This is a genomic window from Rubellimicrobium rubrum, from assembly GCF_006152115.1.
GTDB classification, from domain to species: Bacteria; Pseudomonadota; Alphaproteobacteria; order Rhodobacterales; family Rhodobacteraceae; genus Rubellimicrobium; species Rubellimicrobium rubrum.
The window spans coordinates 1-16,619 of record NZ_VDFU01000007.1 but is presented as its reverse complement, the minus strand read 5'-3'; the positions used below and the strand labels follow the sequence as shown (position 1 = coordinate 16,619).

Below are 16,619 nucleotides of genomic sequence, written 5' to 3'. Positions count from 1 at the left end.
TCATGAGTATTTCAGCCGTCCTGATTGGCCACGATACGTTGACCCTGCACTGCGGAAGGACCTTGCTGGAAGGCGGCCACCGTTTGGCAGCCGTGGTGACCCGTCACCCGGGCGTGCGGTCCTGGGCCGAAGACGCGCGGGTCCCGGTCCATGCGCCCGGAGACGACTTGGCTTCGGATCTGCGTGACCTGAACTTCGACTGGCTTCTCTCTGTCGCCAATCTCGACATCATACCGTCCACCGTGCTTGCCCTGGCCCGGCGAGGGGCTGTGAACTTCCATGACGGTCCGCTGCCCGAACGGGCAGGACTCAATGCGCCGGTCTGGGCGCTTCTGGACGGGGCGGCCGAGCACGGCGTGACATGGCACCTGATCGACGGCGGGGTGGATGAGGGGCCAGTCCTTGCCTCCCGCCGCTTCCCCATCGCCGAGGGCGAGACGGCCCTGTCACTAAACACGCGCTGTTTCGCTGCCGGACTCGAGTCGTTCCCGGAGGTGCTCGCGCAGTTGGATGGTGCCCTCCATCCTGCCGCCCAGGACCTTGGTCAGCGGCGGCACCTCCACAAAGGCAAGGACAGACCACGCGCGGGCGGCGTCCTGGACCTCGCTCGGCCAGCGGCCGAGCTTGCCGCCCTGGTGCGGGCGCTCGATCACGGCGACTATCCCAATCCGATCGCCTGTCCCAAGCTCGACCTCGGAGGCTCCGTCCTGCTTGTAGGTGGGGCGGAGGTCGTGGGCGGATCCGGCGAAGCCGGACAGGTCCTGGAAAGCCGTTCCGATGAGGTCACCGTAGCTACGGGCCAAGGAGCCTTGCGGTTGAGTGGCCTCCGTCCCCTGTCGTCGGTCATGCCAAAGATTCAGGCTGGCCAGCCGCTGCCGTTGCTTACGGCCGAGCGGATAAGCCAGATCGATGCTGCCGTTGCCTTGGCTGCCAGACACGAACGTCACTGGCGCTCAAGACTACTGGACCTGCATCCCGCTGCCCTGCCCATGTTGGGTGGAACACGTCATCAGGCTCCCCTTAGGCGCGCAATCCACGGATCCCATGCGGACGTCGCACTGACACTCCTCGCTTGTCCTTCGGACACCTCTGAACTGGATTTCGCCTTGGGGCAGCCCAACGCTCTGGTCGGGTTCGTAGCGCCCTGGGTGCCTTTCCGCGTCTCCGGGAGCACCCTGGGCGCAATCCGGACTGCCCTGTCGGCAAAGGATAGGGTCCCCGGTCCCATGGCCGCTGATCTAATCGTGCGTCTGGGTGGGCATCCACCAGAGCCGCCCCAGATCGGGATATCGGAAGAAGACCACGTGCCCGGCACGGTGCTGACCCTCGTTGCAAACTCATCCGGCACGATCTTGACCGGTGATCCTGCGCGCCTCTCGCCAGAGGGGTTCGATCTCTTGGCCGACCGGCTTGAGCATCTGATGGCCAATCTGGCTGGTCGGGACGATGCATCCTCGATTGCCAACCTTCTGATGATCCCAGCTTCGGAATGGTCACGGATCGACAACTGGAACGGCACCGATGCGCCGTTCGACGATCGCCCGATCAACGTCCTGATCAGCGAGCAGGCATCCCTCACGCCGGATGCGCCGGCCTTGGCCTATCGCGCTTCAACCATCACCTTTGCAGAGATGGAGACGCGCGCGGAGCGTCTGGCCGGATCGCTTCGGGCCCTGGGCGTCAGGCCGGGCATACGCGTAGGCCTGCACCTGGGCCGCTCAATGGAGTTGGTGATCGGGGCGCTGGCGATCCTCAAGGCCGGCGGCGCCTACGTGCCTCTGGACCCGGCCTATCCGGCCGATCGGATCGCGCTGTACCTGGAGGACTCCGAGGCCGCCGTGGTCCTGACGGACTCGACCTTGGCCGGTTCGCTGCCGGCTCACATGGCTCGGACCTTGCGCATTGATGGACCGATGCCCGAAGGCGTTGCCGGCGAGGGTCCGTCGTCCGAGGATCTCGCTTATCTCATTTATACCTCCGGATCGACTGGCCGGCCCAAGGGCGTGATGGTCAGCCATCGGAACGTAGCCAACTTCTTTGCCGGCATGGACGCCCGGATAGGGGTGAAAAACCCCGGTACCTGGCTCGCCGTGACGTCGCTGTCCTTCGACATTTCCGTGCTGGAGTTATTCTGGACCCTGGCGCGCGGCTTCAAGGTCGTCGTGATGGGCGATGAGGAGCGGGCTCTCGCGGCTGGTGATGCGCCTTCGCACGGATCCGGGATGGACTTCTCCCTTTTCTACTGGGGGAACGACGATGGGGTCGGGCGAGACAAGTACCGCCTGCTGCTGGACGGCGCCAAGATCGCCGACGAGAACGGCTTTTGTGCCGTCTGGACGCCCGAGCGTCACTTCCACGCCTTCGGCGGTCCTTACCCGAACCCATCCGTCACCGGAGCGGCGGTGGCTGCGATCACGCGAAACATCGCCGTGCGCGCGGGAAGCGTCGTCACGCCACTTCACCACCCGGCCCGCATCGCTGAGGAATGGGCCGTCATCGACAACCTGACAAACGGTCGCACCGGCCTCGCCGTGGCTTCGGGCTGGATGCCCGAGGACTTTGTCCTCCGTCCAGAGAACGCAGTGCCAAGGAACAAGGCCGCGATGATCGAGAGCATCCACCAGCTTCGGAAGCTCTGGACTGGTGAGGCAGTGGAGTTCCAGGGCCCGAACGGCCCCCAAGCCGTCAGGACACAACCCCGGCCGGTGTCGAAGTCGCTGCCACTCTGGGTCACGACCGCCGGCAATCCGGAGACTTGGCGCGAGGCAGGTGCCCTTGGGGCCAACGTGTTGACCCACCTGCTCGGACAGTCGATCGCGGAGGTCGAGCAGAAGATCGCCATCTACCATGCAGCGTTGCGCGACGCCGGCCACGACCCGCGACACTTCACGGTCACGCTGATGTTGCACACCTATCTGGCCGATACCCGGGAGGCCGCCGAGGAAACGGCGCGCGGCCCGATGAAGGCGTATCTCCGGTCGGCAGCAGCCCTGATCAAGCAGTATGCCTGGGCCTTCCCGGCCTTCAAGAAGCCGCAGGGCGCCGCCCAGCCTCTGGATATCGACCTGCGCTCTCTCAGCGAGGAAGAACTGGACGCCATCCTCGAATTCGCCTTCTTACGTTACTTCGAGGATTCGGGGCTCTTTGGCACCGTTGATGATGCCCTCGCTCGAATCGAGCAGGTGAAGGCCATCGGAGTAGGCGAGGTGGCCTGCCTGATCGATTACGGCATACCCGTTCAGAAGGTGCTGGACGGGCTCGTACCGCTATCCCGCGTCGTGGCGCAGCATCGAGGCCACGGGCCAGCGTCGGATGATTTCTCGATATCCGCTCAGGTCGTGCGGCATGGGGTCACTCACTTGCAGTGCACCCCCTCGATGGCACGCATGCTCGTCACCAACCCGGATTCGTCCAAGGCTCTTGGCCAACTCTCCCATGTCTTGGTCGGGGGCGAGGCACTGCCCGGCTCGCTGGCGAGCGAGCTGCGGGCGACCGGTGCGCGCGTCACGAACATGTACGGACCCACCGAAACGACCATCTGGTCCTCCACCGCCGAGGCGATGGGCGGGCTAGGGACGGTGGGCCTGGGCCCTCCGATCGCCAACACGCAATTCCATGTGCTCGACGAAGCGATGAAGCCGCTGCCCGTCGGCGCGGAGGGGGAGCTCTGGATCGGTGGCAGCGGCGTCGCCAAGGGGTACTGGAAGAGGCCTGACCTGACGAGTGACAGATTCGTTGCGGACCCGTTTCGAAACGGTGGGCGCCTCTACCGGACAGGGGACCTGGTTCGGCGCACTGCCGATGGCGGCCTCGATTTTCTGGGACGCGCAGACCACCAAGTGAAGTTGCGGGGCTTCAGGATCGAGTTGGGTGAGATCGAGGCGGTCCTGGACGCCGAGGCCGGCATCATCCAAAGCGTGGTCGTCGCCCGAGAGGACGTACCCGGCAACGTGCAGCTCGTGGCCTATGTCACATCCGCCGAGCCTGTGGACGAGCGGGCTCTTCGAGACAGGCTGGCACGCATGCTGCCGGTCCATATGGTGCCTGCCCGGATCGTGCGCCTTGATGCCTTTCCGCTCACACCAAATCGAAAGGTGGATAGAAAGGCGCTTCCGATCCCTGGTGCCCGAGAGACACCCCGGACCACGCCGACGGCTCATGTCCGCGTGCCAAGCGCTGGTGCGCCCATCGTGGTTCCGACACCGGTCACCTCGCAAGGCTCCAGCCTGCCGCAGATCTCTGCCATCTGGTCCAGTATCCTGGGCGTCGATGGGCTTGGGCCCAAGGACAACTTCTTTGATCTGGGTGGCCATTCCCTGCTGGCCGTGCAGGCGCACCGGGATATACGAACGGCCCTGGGGGTCGAGACACTGTCGATCACTGACATATTCCGATTCCCAACACTCGGAGCTTTGGTCCAAAGGGTGGATTCGTTGTCCGGTGCAGACGTGGTAGTTGCCGATGCTCCTCCGGTCTTGGCCGAAGATCAGCGGATGGATGCAATGGCACGTCGACGCGAATTGCGTGCGCGGCGTCTCACCCCCACATGAACATCGGACGGGTTTCCTCGGCAGCAGCGGACCACCCCTTGGTAACGGCGGCCCGGCAACTGCTCGGGTTCGATATAGCTGTTGCAGGTGGTTTGATCGAAGCGTGGCCGGGCCCACTATGGCAGGATGAGGAGCCGGCCATCGCCCGCGCAGGGCCGCAGCGCCGGCAGGAGTTTGCAGCCGGGCGGAGCACCGCGCGACGAGCCTTGTCCCAATTGGGAGCGGCCGCCTGCGCCCTGCCACGCAGGTCCGATGGTCCGCCGGTCTGGCCAATTGGCATCACCGGCAGCATCACGCATGGGGACGGGTTTGTCCTTGCCGCTGCTGGCCACATGGGCCCCGGACTGTCATCCTTGGGACTGGACCTGGAACGTGGGGCCGAGCTGTCCGAAGACTATGCATCGGAGATCTGCCGCCCAGACGAGGATGTCACCATAGCGGTCCAGGTTTTTAGTGCCAAGGAAGCAACTTATAAGGCGCAGTTCATGTTGTCAGGTCAGGCTCTCGAGTTCGCGGACCTGCGTGTCCGGTTTCACGGGTCCGACGACTTCTCGGCAGAGTTCATGGTGCCGGCTGGGCCTTTCCGACCTGGTGACCGCGTGGTCGGATCCCAGCGACGAATAGGCTCGTCCATTCTCTCGGCAGTCCGAGTGAACTGATCGGTCATATCATCGCTCTTGTGATTCCGCAGGCCCACGCTGCGCCTGTAAGGCTTGCTTAACGCTCGGCACTCAAGCCTTGGACACCGTCCGACACGCAACGTAGTATTCACCCATGATACCATTCACGTCCTTGTCCGAACTCTGGTCTGCGCTCTGGCGACAGGCTTGGCTGATGCTGTCTGTCCTGATTATTGGATTGCCGGTGGCTTATTGGTTCGCTGACTCCCGCCCCGAGGTGTTCGAGACGATCGGCGTGATCGGGCTCCAGGGGCCCCAAGGCACGCTGACGGTCAGCAGCCAGTCGCCGATCGACCCCGGGGTAAGCCAGAGGCTCGACGAGATCGAGCAGTCCCTAATGGCGCGCGAGAACTTGGTCCGGATCATCAATGACTTGAACCTGTTTCCCGAGGTCACCGACGAGCTCGAGCGGGTCGGGTACACTCGTGACAGCATCACGATGACGCGTCTCGTCGATCCTGGCCAGGCATGGCGTCCCGACGTGCAGCCCCTGGGGTTGTCCATTACCGTGCAACTCGACAATGCCGAGAAGGCGGCCGAGTTGGCCAACGCCCTAATGAACTCGATCGTTTCGGAGGACGCCCGACGGGCCCAGATCCGGCTGGAATCCGCGACCGAACGGGCAACCGCCATGGTCGATTTCCTGACTGGAGAAGAAGCTCGCGTCGGGCGCGAAATAGCCGAGGTGGAGACGCAGATAGCCCAGTTCCGCACAGAATACGCCAACTCCTTGCCCGAGAACCTTCCACTTCGACGCGAACGCGTCGAAGAACTGAAGGCGGAGATGGAGGCGATCTCTCGGGAGATTGCTGACTTCCAACGAGTTCAGGATCAGTTCCAATCCTCAGCTGCGGAAGCCCGTCTGACCTTGCTGGAAGACCAGCGCCAGGTACTGCAGGCCGACTTGGAGAGAGCAGAGGTGGAGATCGCCAACGCGCCAGAGGTGGAACGTGATCTTGGATCCTTGGTTCGTCGTCTGCAGAACCTTGAGGCAGAGCAGGAGGCGGTAGCCACGCAGCGGACGCAGGCTGGGCTCGACCAGAGCCTTATCGATTATAACCAGGCCCCCCGCTTTGCCGTGCTAGACCCCGCGCTGCCGCCTGCTTTTCCGATCTCGGCCGACAAGCGCAAGCTTGCATTGGCCGGGGCTGCAGCAGTGGGTTTGCTCGCGCTGGGGCTGGCGCTCGGTCGTGAGATGCTGAATCCTGTCATTCGAACGCCTGCCCAGATGATCCGCTTCATGGACATCGAGCCGGTTGTTGCGATTCCCTACATCGCCGCACCGGGGGCCGCACGCCGCCGTGTTGGACTCAGGACCCTGTTTCTTGGGCTACTCATCTTAGTGGTGCTAGCCGGGACCGCGGCAAATGTGTGACCGCAGCAGATCGCAGCGGGGCCACATCGCCGCTAGTATGTGTAGTCCATGATAACGTTACCCTCAGCCTTGTTCAGCACGACGCCCAGTAAGGGAAGGTCGTCACCCAGGCGGCGGCTGGCAGCCTGCAGATCACGCGTCGTCGTGATTCCGCCGCCGGCCACCATCAGAATGCAGTCGAGATGCGGCTTGAGCGAGAGCACGTCGTCCTGCGCGAGCGCCGGCGGCAGGTCAAAGAGCACCATCTGCGGTGCAAGCATCGCCTCCATGCGCTTCAGGGCTTCGGCAGTTTTGGAGTCGTAGAACAGTTCTGCGGCGAAAGGCTCGGGGCGCCCATTCAACCCAATGGCCAGGGAGGGCCCGATCCGTAGAGGGTTTGGGCCCACCCGGTAGAAGAAGTCATTGGCCGCAACCTGACCAGTCAGAAAATCCGCCATGAGGCCGGGATTCGGGATGCCTAGCTTGTGGGCCAGCGATGACAACCTGAGATCCATGTCGAGGAGCACGGTCCTGTAGCTGTCATAGCGCGACAGCGTGACAGCCAAGTTCACCGCCACGAACGATTTTCCGCATCCCTTTGTAGGAGAGGTGATGCCCAGTCGCCGCCAGCCTCGTTCGGCCATGGCCTGTACCAGCTTGGTCCGCAGCACGTCAAAGGCGCCATGCGCAGGGTTTCGACGCCCTGCGGTGATGACCAGATTACGTTCCAGCACCGCGGGAGCGACGGGAAGAAGCCGCAGGCTGTCCCAGGTATCGGCAACGGTATCGATGGCGTGCTGAGGCTGGGGGATCGGGGCAGTCGGCCCGACCTGAGGCTTTAGTGGTTGCTTCGGTTTCCTGACGATGTCAGCCTCCATGTCCCGGATCTGGCTACCCTAATCGGGCATTTATGAACATCTTCAAGACTGCGCTGCTCCCTTTTGCCAGTCGTGTCTTTCGTGCCCGGCCGCGACCGGACCAACGCTCACAGGCCTGTGCCAAGTCCTTTGCCAACGTCACAGCACATCCAATTGAACCGTCCCAATATAGCCGGGACGAGCAAGCGAATGCGTCGGAAACGAAGTCGCACTCAGGTTTATGCATCAGATAGTTATCTTTTTCGACGCATTAACGGTCACGACGGCTGCTTGGAAGAAGGTGACGCCACTGACCAAGGATGCAGGTCAGGTACAGCATCGCCGCCACAGGAGCGACTCACTGACCACCAACGCTGACTAGTTCTCAAGTCTGGTCCTTGCCAGTTATGCGGCGATCCCGGACCTGACGTCGCGGTTGCAAGTAAACTCAATCACTCTCACTTGTACTCGATGAGCCGGAAGCCTGCACCCTGGATCCGTCGCGCATGGAAGGTGACCATCCCGACGAGTTGAGCGAACTTGGACAGGAGAATATAGCCCCCGTGCTGCAGCGCTGACCGGGCCCCAAGCCCGGCTTGTTTCAAACCCCAGGCCGTTCTGAGCCAGTTCATGAGGTAGAACAGGCCTACCAAGCCGATGATCCACAAATGCCCAACAGACAGGGCGGTGATTGCGATTATCGGCAAAGCTAAGGCATAGAACCAGGCCCGCTGCCGTTCCCGCCGGAAATGAAGGGGATAGATTCCCCCAACCTCGGCGAAGCCATGCCCGGCACGGACGTGCCGCAGCCACCACTCCTTGAACCGGGACATCCGTATGTCATGGTGGGTCATGATCTGCGGAAGCCTGTGGACGCGTTTGCCCGTTCGCTCGGTTAGTCGGAGACAGAACTCCTCATCCTCTGAGGCGATGATCCGTGGATTGAAGCCGCCAACCATTCGGAAGGCGTCAACCCGGACCATCATGTCACCTCCGCAAGCGGCAATAGGTCCGGGCGGTCTGTGCCACTCGACTTCGCACATGGCATGAAAGACGTTCCGGTGCGGCTCCAGTTCTGTTCGCCAGCCAGTCACCACTCCGATCGATGGGTCCTCGTCCAAGACTGACTGCGCTTTCGCGATCCATCCAGGTTCCACCCCGCAATCGCCATCGACGAACTGAACGTAGTCTACGGCATTGTTCGCCGTCAGGGCGGCGAAGCCGGAGTTTCGGCCGCGCGCAGCAGTGAAGGGAGAGGCGTCGTCAAGAACGATGGTTTCGACGCCCATGCGTTGGGCCATCATAACGCTGTCGTCCTGAGATCCGGAATCCACGTAGACGACCCGCGCCCCTTGATCACGGAGGCTGAGCAGGCAACGCTTCAGGCGCTCTCCCTCGTTCCGTCCGATGACGACTACGGCCACTGTGCTCATGAGGATAGCGCGTCCGGTCGGCGCGACGGACGCTCGCCACCGGCCCGAGCCCAAGCGACCAACGTCCCGAGTCGTGCGGCCTCCTGTCCGAGATCAAATTCGGCCAGGACCTTCGATCGACCCGCTTGGCCCATCAGCTTAATCCTGTCTGCATCCTCAGTGATTTCGATCATGGCGTTGGCCAAAGCCTGCTCATCGCTTGGCGGAACGAGGCGACCTGCCACGCCATCCTCGACAAGCTCGGGAACGCCGTTGATTCGCGTTGCCACGACCGGAAGACCCGTTGCCATGGCCTCCATCAGCACTACAGGCACACCTTCAGCGAAGCTGGGCAGCACAAGCGCCGTCGACTCAGACAGGAGTTGCGCGACCTCATCCTGGTTCTTGTAGCCTACGAAACGCACAGCCTCATGCAATCCAAGGCTCTCAGCCTGCTTCTCCAATTCGGGTCTATCCCGCCCATCCCCGACGATGGTGAGCGAGATGCTCGGACGTTCTGCACGGGCGCGCGCCAGTGCCTCCAGGAGGATCGGCAACCCCTTCTGGGCGACGAGGCGGCCTACAAAAAGCAGATGGTCGGGCTTGGACGTCCGCTCACGTCCATAGCGGGCGGGTTCGACTCCGCAGTGGACGATATGGAGCTTGTTCCATTGATCAGGCGGTACGTGCAGCATGACTTGAGAGCGCGCATAGGAACTGATGCAGACGACGAAGCTGGCCTCCCTCACCTTGTCGTCCAGTCGCCAGTGGATCGGGGCCGCCAGATCATCGGGGCCGTGGACCGTAAAGCTCCAGGTGATGCCCGCCAGGGGCGCGGCAAGTCTGGCGACAGCACAGGACGCTGTTGCATAATGGTTATGGAGGTGGACGACCCCCTGTCGCCGGAGTTCGGCCGCCAGCACGACAGCCTCGTGAAAATAGATCAATCCGTAGGTCCGACCTCGAAGGCCGGCGGGGGCTGTTGCCCATGCAGTGTACAGCATTCGAAGCCAAGTCGTGGGGCGTCCCACCAACGCGGTTGCATGGGCCTTGACCGCCACTGCCGGACGTTTCGCTGCGTCGAGGATATAGAACGTTCGGGCTGCTTCGGCCTCTAGTTCAGGTCCGACTAGTTCACGCGAGCCAGTCCGTCGGACGGAGAACGTCCGGACGTCGAAGCCAAGATTCCGCAGCGCAGCCACTTCCCGCTGGATGAATGTATGCGATACCCTGATGTACTCTCCGGTCAACCAGACAACCGGTCCAGTCGGAAGTAACCCTTTCAGCATGTCGGTTCGCACAAGTCGGATGTCGCATGCCGAATAGCGCTCGCGTGACGAGCCCTGACATGGCACGGAAACAGCCGAGGCTTTGACAGGCTGGTGTTCATCGAAAAATTGCGCAACCATCGTGACTTGGGGAGAAAACTCTCATATGGGGGCCATTTGCCAACAATAGCTTCTAGGCCATTGCAGCTGAAGAATTGCAGCATCGAAACCCTAAAATCCGCCAAAGATAGGGAGAAAACACTCGCCCGATAAGGGCATTAGACATGAAGTGGACCGGAATGCTCTCTTCACGCGGAGTGTTGCACCATTCCCGCCTATGCCGCAACCTATGACATGCCTTTGAGGGTGCATTATGGAGTTCGTGGTCGGTAGCAGTACTGTGCGTGTCACAGTGCCGGAAGCTGCCGCTCTTCTAGCCGAGGTCGAGAATCGGCTTTCGTCAGGGCAGGGGTTCGCGATCGCGACTCTGAACTTGGATCACCTGGTGAAACTTGCTTCGGACAAGGCCTTCCGGGACGCCTACGCGAAACATGATCTAGTGACAGCTGACGGCAATCCGATCGTGTGGCTGGCGCGTGCAGCCGACTGCCCGGTACAGCTCATTCCAGGTGCAGACCTGATTAGACCTGTACTGACGACGGTCGCAGATTTTGGCCTGCCTGTCGGCTTCGTCGGAAGCACCAGCGAAACCTTGGTTGCGGCTCAGGAGGCTCTTATGCGTGACGTGCAGGGCCTTGATGTCCGGGGTCGTTGGGCCCCGCCGATGGGGTTTGACCCCGTCGGTGCGGAAGCCGAGAAGATCCTCGACGAGATCGCCGAATGCGGCGTCCGACTTGTTCTGGTGGCCCTTGGGGCTCCCAAGCAGGAACAGTTTGCCGCCCTTGGGCGTCTCAGGCATCCTAAACTCGGGTTTCTATCCATCGGCGCGGGCCTCGACTTCTTTGCAGGCACGCAACGGCGCGCGCCGATCTGGGTCCGCCGAATGGCGCTTGAATGGCTGTGGCGCATGTTCCTGAGCCCGCGTCGCCTGGCGCTCCGCTATCTCGACTGCGCTCTTGTGCTTCCGGCGCATTTGATGCGTGCCCTCGCATTGAGAGCCGGAGCCGCTTCTCGGACCGCCTCAGCGCTGAACCGTTTGGCGGAGGTACTTGAGGGGGAAGACAGTTTCCTGCGCTGGCCCTTTGGACCTAAACCATTCCCTGGATAGACGCCGCCGTGTCCTGAGCCAACTGAAACGAAGGCAGGCGCCGGATGTGGGGAGTTTGCCACAGAACCCTATCAGCGACCCGCCGCACGAAGGATCGCGCAGGCGGAAGCTCCCGATCGAGTTCCCAGATGGTGCCGTTCAAGTTGGGATCGCGCATGAGGGCCAGGGACGCTCCCCAGTGGGCAAGTGTCTCGATGCCAATCGGTCTGGACCCTCTCGGACCCTCGCGGACTGGCTCCGGCATCCAGTGGGAGATCACGATTCTCGGGAACCGATCAGCTAGGTCAGCGACGAGAGCTCTGGAAAAGATCTGCGTAGCGCCCCTGGACACCGTGTAGGCAATAGAACCGGGCATGGATCCTGGGGCGACAGGCCCGCCCACATCGACGATCCGGCCCTGACCGCGTCGAACCATATCGTTCAGCGCCTCACGCGTACAGTTTACCGTGCCGCCCAAGTTTATCGCGATCGTGTCCATGAACGAATGAGCAGACTCATCCATGATGTCGCGTCGCGGGTGAAGGGACGTGTTGTTGATCAGGATATCGATGGGCCCCAGCGCCGCTCTTATGCGCTCAAAGGCCGTCGAGACGGCCAGAGGATCAGCCACGTTGCAGATCTGTGTCCGGAACCGGCCCGTTTGCAGATCGGGCATCGTCGTGCTGTTGCTGTGCTTGCGGACTAGGCCCACGACCGCGTGCCCGCGGAGGCTCAACTCCCTGCATAACGCTTGCCCAAGCCGACTTTCGGCGTTCGTGACGACAATGGCGCCATCGTTCATGAGGTTCGCTCGCGGGTGATAACGGATGCCACCCTGAGCGCGTTGGCGGCGATGGTGAGGCTAGGGTTCACCCCAAAGGATGACGAGAACACGCTGGCGTCCGCGATCCAGAGATTCCCGATGCCGTGGACACGGCAGTTCCGATCCACCACCGAGCTCGCCGGCGTCAGGCCCATCCGCGCCGTCCCGCAGGGGTGTCCCCAGTTGGGTTGGGCATCTCTATTCAGGAACACGGGTCTCATACCTTTGAACGCGCGTTTGATGGCACCCCTGAACAGCTGACGTCGAATCTGCAGCTCATGCGGCACATGGTACTCGGCCACTATGCTGGACGGTCGGGCTGGATCCACGATGACCCGATTCGACGGATCGGGAAAATCCTCGAGGAGGCCAACGAACAGTTTGGCTGTTCCAAGCACGGCGCTCGTGATCTTGGCGGGAACCCTGGCCCCCTCACGGATGATACTCGAACGTCCAAGTCTTCCAGCGCCCAGGCGTTCGCGGATGGCCATGAGGATCTCTGACTGTCGCGCGTCGACACCCAGGGCTTGGACCATCCCGAGACGTTGGCCATCCACAATCATCAGGTCACGAAGTCCCACGGCCTTGGCGGGGGCGGATGGTGATCCCGACCAACTTCTGCCCGGCCAGACGGCAAATACCTCGTTCAGATGAAGCATGAGGTTGCGTCCGACATGTCCACCTGTGTTTCCGCAACCATCTGGCCAAATGTCTGAGGCCGAGTTCAGCAACAGCCGAGGCGTGGACAAGGCTCCGGCTGCGATGACGACCCTTGATGATCGAAGAACCAGCGTCTCGCCGCCGATAATGGCCTCGACTCCGGTCACCTGACCCTGCGTGCCCAGGACTCGGCGCACCTCGCAGTTCTCGAGGAGCGTGGCATTTCCTGTTGCAAGAGCAGGCTCCACTCCGGCGGAACGTGCATCCATCTTGCAAGGGCGGGGACACTTACGGCCCAGGCAGACCGCGCAGTCGGGCAGATACTTCAGAGCGGCATGAAGGCGATAGGGATGCATCCCATTGGTTCTAAGGCGGGCCAGAACCAGCTCATCGACCGAGTTGAAGGGCAGGGGGGGAAGCAGCGCCGGAGTGGGCACGACCGACAAGGGATCTGTTTCCCCACGAACAAAGAACATCGCCTCTGACTGATCATACCAGGGCTTCATCTCGTTGTAAGAGATCGGCCAGTGATGGTCGAAGTCACGGGGCTCAGGGCGTTCCAGGACAGCCGCGTAGAATACGGACGACCCGCCAACGCCGCTCCCCAGTGCTGCAAAGAAGGTCTTCTGTACGCCATCCTGTGTGACTTGGATCGGTTCAGGCCAAGCGCCGCGCAGGCTGCGCGCAAAGGGATCCGTTACATTCGCGTCAAGTCGGTTCTCTTCGGTGCGCCAACCAGACCGCCCTTTCTCAAGGAAGAGGACGGACATCCCATGCTCGGCCAAGGCACGTCCCACCATTCCGCCACCCATTCCAGTTCCGACAATGATAACGTCCCAAGATCGTTCAACCAAATCGGCGTGCATGGGGGGAGGTCCTGTGGGATACGCAACGGCGTGACATTGGAAATGGTAAGGAAGCAGAGTGCCCGACTCCGAGATCGGAGGGCAAGTCCAAACTGCCCTACCGTACCCTATCACGGTGGATTGCAGAACGGATTGGGCAGGCAAGTGGTTTGCCTCGTCGGTCAGGCCGCCGCAAAGGTTTGATTGCACCTTCTGTGATGGGTTCAAACACCGTTCAATTAAGAAGGAGTTTGAGAGACAGTGAAACTCTTTAAGACGAGTAATATCCAGTAAGATACTCGTGGAGCGTGTCTGCTTCATAACGCGGTAGTCAGGACCTCGTATGGTCGGCCATCCTTTCTACCAATGGCCATGCATGTCCGCCTGAGTAGATTCTCCTGGTTCTGTATGATCATGCGGCATCTTACGTGATGCACATTACCCGCGCGTGAACAGGACTCACCGGACTAGAGGACGACTCTACCAAGCTGCTCTGGGATCGCGGCGACAGAGCCTTCTCAAGCCCACGAACGAATTGACCCTAAGCCGACTGGCAAGGAGGGCCGCGCAGCTTCAAAGGTTTGTGCCGAACGCACCAACCTGACCTGATCGACTCTTACCAGACACTCATCTTCGACCCGGCGCTTGAAATCGCGCCACTACCGAGTAAGGGCAATCATAACACGCGCAGATCACCAGGTCAGCGGAGCAAATCTAGCAAAGGTATGTTCAGCTCCTCTCCCCGAGAGAAGAGCGAACAATAATTGCCCGGACGGGCGAGTGGCATGTGTAGGCAGATCTTCAAGCTTTGATGCGGTCGGGACGTCTGTTCGCGCCCATCGTGCCGTGGCCCAAGCGATCTTGGCTGCCGCAGACTCGCCAGATTAGTGATGACCGGACGCTTGTTTCGGTTGAGTCGATTTGCTCCCACGTTGTCCACGATCTTGGGCTGGGTGCGAGGATGTCAGACCCATCCTGGACAGACTTGTCCGCTGTAGCCTAGGTGCCTCAAGGGGTCGATGGCCCGGACGTGGAACGTTAGTGCCTTCACGGATCCGGGCCTCGCACCCGGAGGCCACTCAGGTCTCAGAGCCCGCTTCGACGCAACTAGGGATCAGCAATGTTCGCTCTTTGATCCGCTTGGGACTGACATGTCGCTCGTGGAACGGGATGAATTTCCTTGTAAAGGAGATCATCTCTATCCCAGAGGTTGAAAAGTAGGCCAAGGCTCTGGTGCTGCTGAAAATCAGGTTACCTTCTTAGATGATTGTGGTAAGAAGAAGGCGGGAGTATCATGAGCTTTGGACATACGTGCTGTAGTTGAGCCGAGCCGCCCTGTGTGGGTTGCGCAGGATGATAGGGGCGAAGCCCCTGAACCGAAGTGCTTCCTCCACTTTCGAAGGCAGCTGTGTCCTTCAGCGATTTTGAAGACGTCGATGCACGTTAGGGTTATGCAATTTGCTTAGTTCGGTTTCGTAATCAGGACTGCGAACGCTGTAGTGGTGCCGGGGGGCTTGTGATAATGAGTCATGCTGTAGATATCATCCCGAAATCTGAGTCTCGGCGCGTAGAACGAAAACTGTACCAGAGCTACGTCAAACGCATCCTCGATATATTTTTGGTTCTCATCGCCTTGCCGGCAGTGCTTCCGATGACTTTGATCATCGCTCTGGCGATCAAGAGGGATGGCGGTCCCGCATTCTACTCGCAAGCACGGGTCGGTCGCAATGGCGAGATCTTCCGCATGTGGAAGCTTCGGTCGATGGTCGTGGACGCGGAGAGGAAGCTTGATGAGTTGCTTGATCACGATATCGCAGCGCGTTTAGAATGGATCGAGACACAGAAGCTGAAGCGGGATCCTAGGATCACGCCTCTGGGTCAACTGATCCGAAAGACGTCTTTGGACGAGTTGCCGCAGTTGTGGAACGTGCTTATCGGAGACATGAGCCTTGTCGGACCCAGGCCTTTCATGCCTGAGCAGATGGAACTCTATCCGGGCGACGACTATTACAGACTGCGACCCGGACTTACGGGATTGTGGCAGGTTCATGACCGAAATGGCACGTCGTTTGCCGCGCGCGCGATCTTCGACGCCCGCTATAACGCTGAGGTCTCGTTCTGGACCGACATGCGTGTTATGTTTGCCACGGTGGCTGTTGTTGCTCGGAAGACGGGTTATTAGTCATTGGAATGCTGACCATAGATCAGGGCGTTTGCGCGGCAAAGGCTCCTACTGTTTCCGCGGTCTGTATCTGCCCTTTCTGAGGAGACTTATAGCGACGATTGATTGACATCTGTTGACGCATGCACCTGTCCTTGGAAACTGCTTATTGTGAAGGGCCTATAGTAGCTTAGACGGCTACGTTCGTTTCCGCTTGGGCGAGCGTGTGCGTAAGCTTTGATCGTTAGGGAACTATACGTTCTAGAGGGCGATGCCGACATCGCCTGTTGGCGCGCGTCCGCACAAAAGTGAGGATGGCAATGTCTCTGGTCCCGATCACCTGAGAACAATGCCAATCGATTCTCAACAGCCTGCCTGCACTCCTCGCCGCCATCCGGGCGCTGCCGCCCGTCCAGTTCTCCGAAGTCGAGGCGGCGTTGCGTGACGCGCGGCATCGAGCCGAGCATATGGTCGAGTTGGATGAGGCCGGGATGGAGCGGGGCTCTCCCAAGTCCGGCGGATCAGAACGGCAGCGCGGGCAGCGCACTCGGACAGACGTCCAGCGCTATTTCTGCGAGGGATGTGGTCGCACCTAGTCCGGCCTGACCTGCACGGCCGTCGAGCGAGTCTGGTCCTGACCCGGAAACCTGGTCCGGTCTGATGGCCGTTCTTCGGGCCCTCTGAATTCTGAGGAGGAGTGCCATGATGCGGAAGCGCACCAGTGACGAGCAGATCGCCTTTGCCCTGCGGGCCAAGCGGAGAGCGGGACGGCGGTGGACGAGATCTGCCACAAGCTGGGGAT

The 16,619-nt window shown here is 61.1% G+C and carries 10 protein-coding genes; 5 read left to right on the top strand and 5 right to left on the bottom strand.

Annotated features, from left to right (window positions below):
* Nucleotides 1-2 precede the first annotated feature (2 nt).
* From FHG66_RS07835 to FHG66_RS07830, 3 genes are all read left to right on the top strand, one after another.
* Nucleotides 3-4,550, top strand: a complete 4,548-nt coding sequence (locus tag FHG66_RS07835; protein ID WP_139076199.1) for a MupA/Atu3671 family FMN-dependent luciferase-like monooxygenase — start codon at nucleotides 3-5, stop codon at nucleotides 4,548-4,550.
* The gene (locus FHG66_RS22865) at nucleotides 4,547-5,209 is read left to right on the top strand and encodes a 4'-phosphopantetheinyl transferase family protein (RefSeq protein ID WP_176556164.1); all 663 of its coding nucleotides are present in this window, start codon (nucleotides 4,547-4,549) and stop codon (nucleotides 5,207-5,209) included. The genes FHG66_RS07835 and FHG66_RS22865 overlap by 4 nt, the downstream gene beginning before the upstream one ends.
* 175 nt (nucleotides 5,210-5,384) lie before the next feature.
* Nucleotides 5,385-6,605 (top strand): GumC domain-containing protein, encoded by a 1,221-nt coding sequence (locus tag FHG66_RS07830; protein WP_176556163.1) that lies wholly within the window; start codon nucleotides 5,385-5,387, stop codon nucleotides 6,603-6,605.
* Between the two features lie 32 nt (nucleotides 6,606-6,637).
* Here the strand turns inward: FHG66_RS07830 and FHG66_RS07825 are convergent, their stop codons facing one another.
* The 3 genes from FHG66_RS07825 to FHG66_RS07815 all read right to left on the bottom strand — a co-directional run bounded on the left by FHG66_RS07825 (nucleotide 6,638) and on the right by FHG66_RS07815 (nucleotide 10,142).
* A complete protein-coding gene (locus FHG66_RS07825; protein WP_139076197.1) occupies nucleotides 6,638-7,462 on the bottom strand; it encodes a CpsD/CapB family tyrosine-protein kinase in 825 nt (274 codons plus the stop codon).
* Nucleotides 7,463-7,899: 437 nt separating this feature from the next.
* On the bottom strand, nucleotides 7,900-8,874 hold the full coding sequence (locus FHG66_RS07820) for a glycosyltransferase family 2 protein (protein WP_139076196.1): 975 nt from the start codon (nucleotides 8,872-8,874) through the stop codon (nucleotides 7,900-7,902).
* Nucleotides 8,871-10,142, bottom strand: a complete 1,272-nt coding sequence (locus FHG66_RS07815) for a glycosyltransferase family 4 protein (RefSeq protein WP_139076348.1) — start codon at nucleotides 10,140-10,142, stop codon at nucleotides 8,871-8,873. The genes FHG66_RS07820 and FHG66_RS07815 overlap by 4 nt, the downstream gene beginning before the upstream one ends.
* 352 nt (nucleotides 10,143-10,494) lie before the next feature.
* Between FHG66_RS07815 and FHG66_RS07810 the strand changes: the two genes are divergently transcribed.
* A complete protein-coding gene (locus FHG66_RS07810) occupies nucleotides 10,495-11,349 on the top strand; it encodes a WecB/TagA/CpsF family glycosyltransferase (RefSeq protein WP_139076195.1) in 855 nt (284 codons plus the stop codon).
* Here the strand turns inward: FHG66_RS07810 and FHG66_RS07805 are convergent.
* Together FHG66_RS07805 and FHG66_RS07800 are read right to left on the bottom strand one after the other, a co-directional pair.
* Complete coding sequence (locus tag FHG66_RS07805; protein ID WP_139076194.1) at nucleotides 11,330-12,130, bottom strand: SDR family oxidoreductase; 801 nt, start codon at nucleotides 12,128-12,130, stop codon at nucleotides 11,330-11,332. The two genes, FHG66_RS07810 and FHG66_RS07805, sit on opposite strands and share 20 nt — an antisense overlap.
* Complete coding sequence (locus tag FHG66_RS07800; RefSeq protein ID WP_342777482.1) at nucleotides 12,127-13,596, bottom strand: GMC oxidoreductase; 1,470 nt, start codon at nucleotides 13,594-13,596, stop codon at nucleotides 12,127-12,129. Before FHG66_RS07800 ends, FHG66_RS07805 begins: the two co-directional genes overlap by 4 nt.
* 1,582 nt (nucleotides 13,597-15,178) lie before the next feature.
* Between FHG66_RS07800 and FHG66_RS07795 the strand changes: the two genes are divergently transcribed.
* Nucleotides 15,179-15,838: a sugar transferase gene (locus tag FHG66_RS07795; protein WP_139076193.1), complete on the top strand. Its 660-nt coding sequence runs from the start codon at nucleotides 15,179-15,181 to the stop codon at nucleotides 15,836-15,838.
* Nucleotides 15,839-16,619 lie beyond the last annotated feature (781 nt).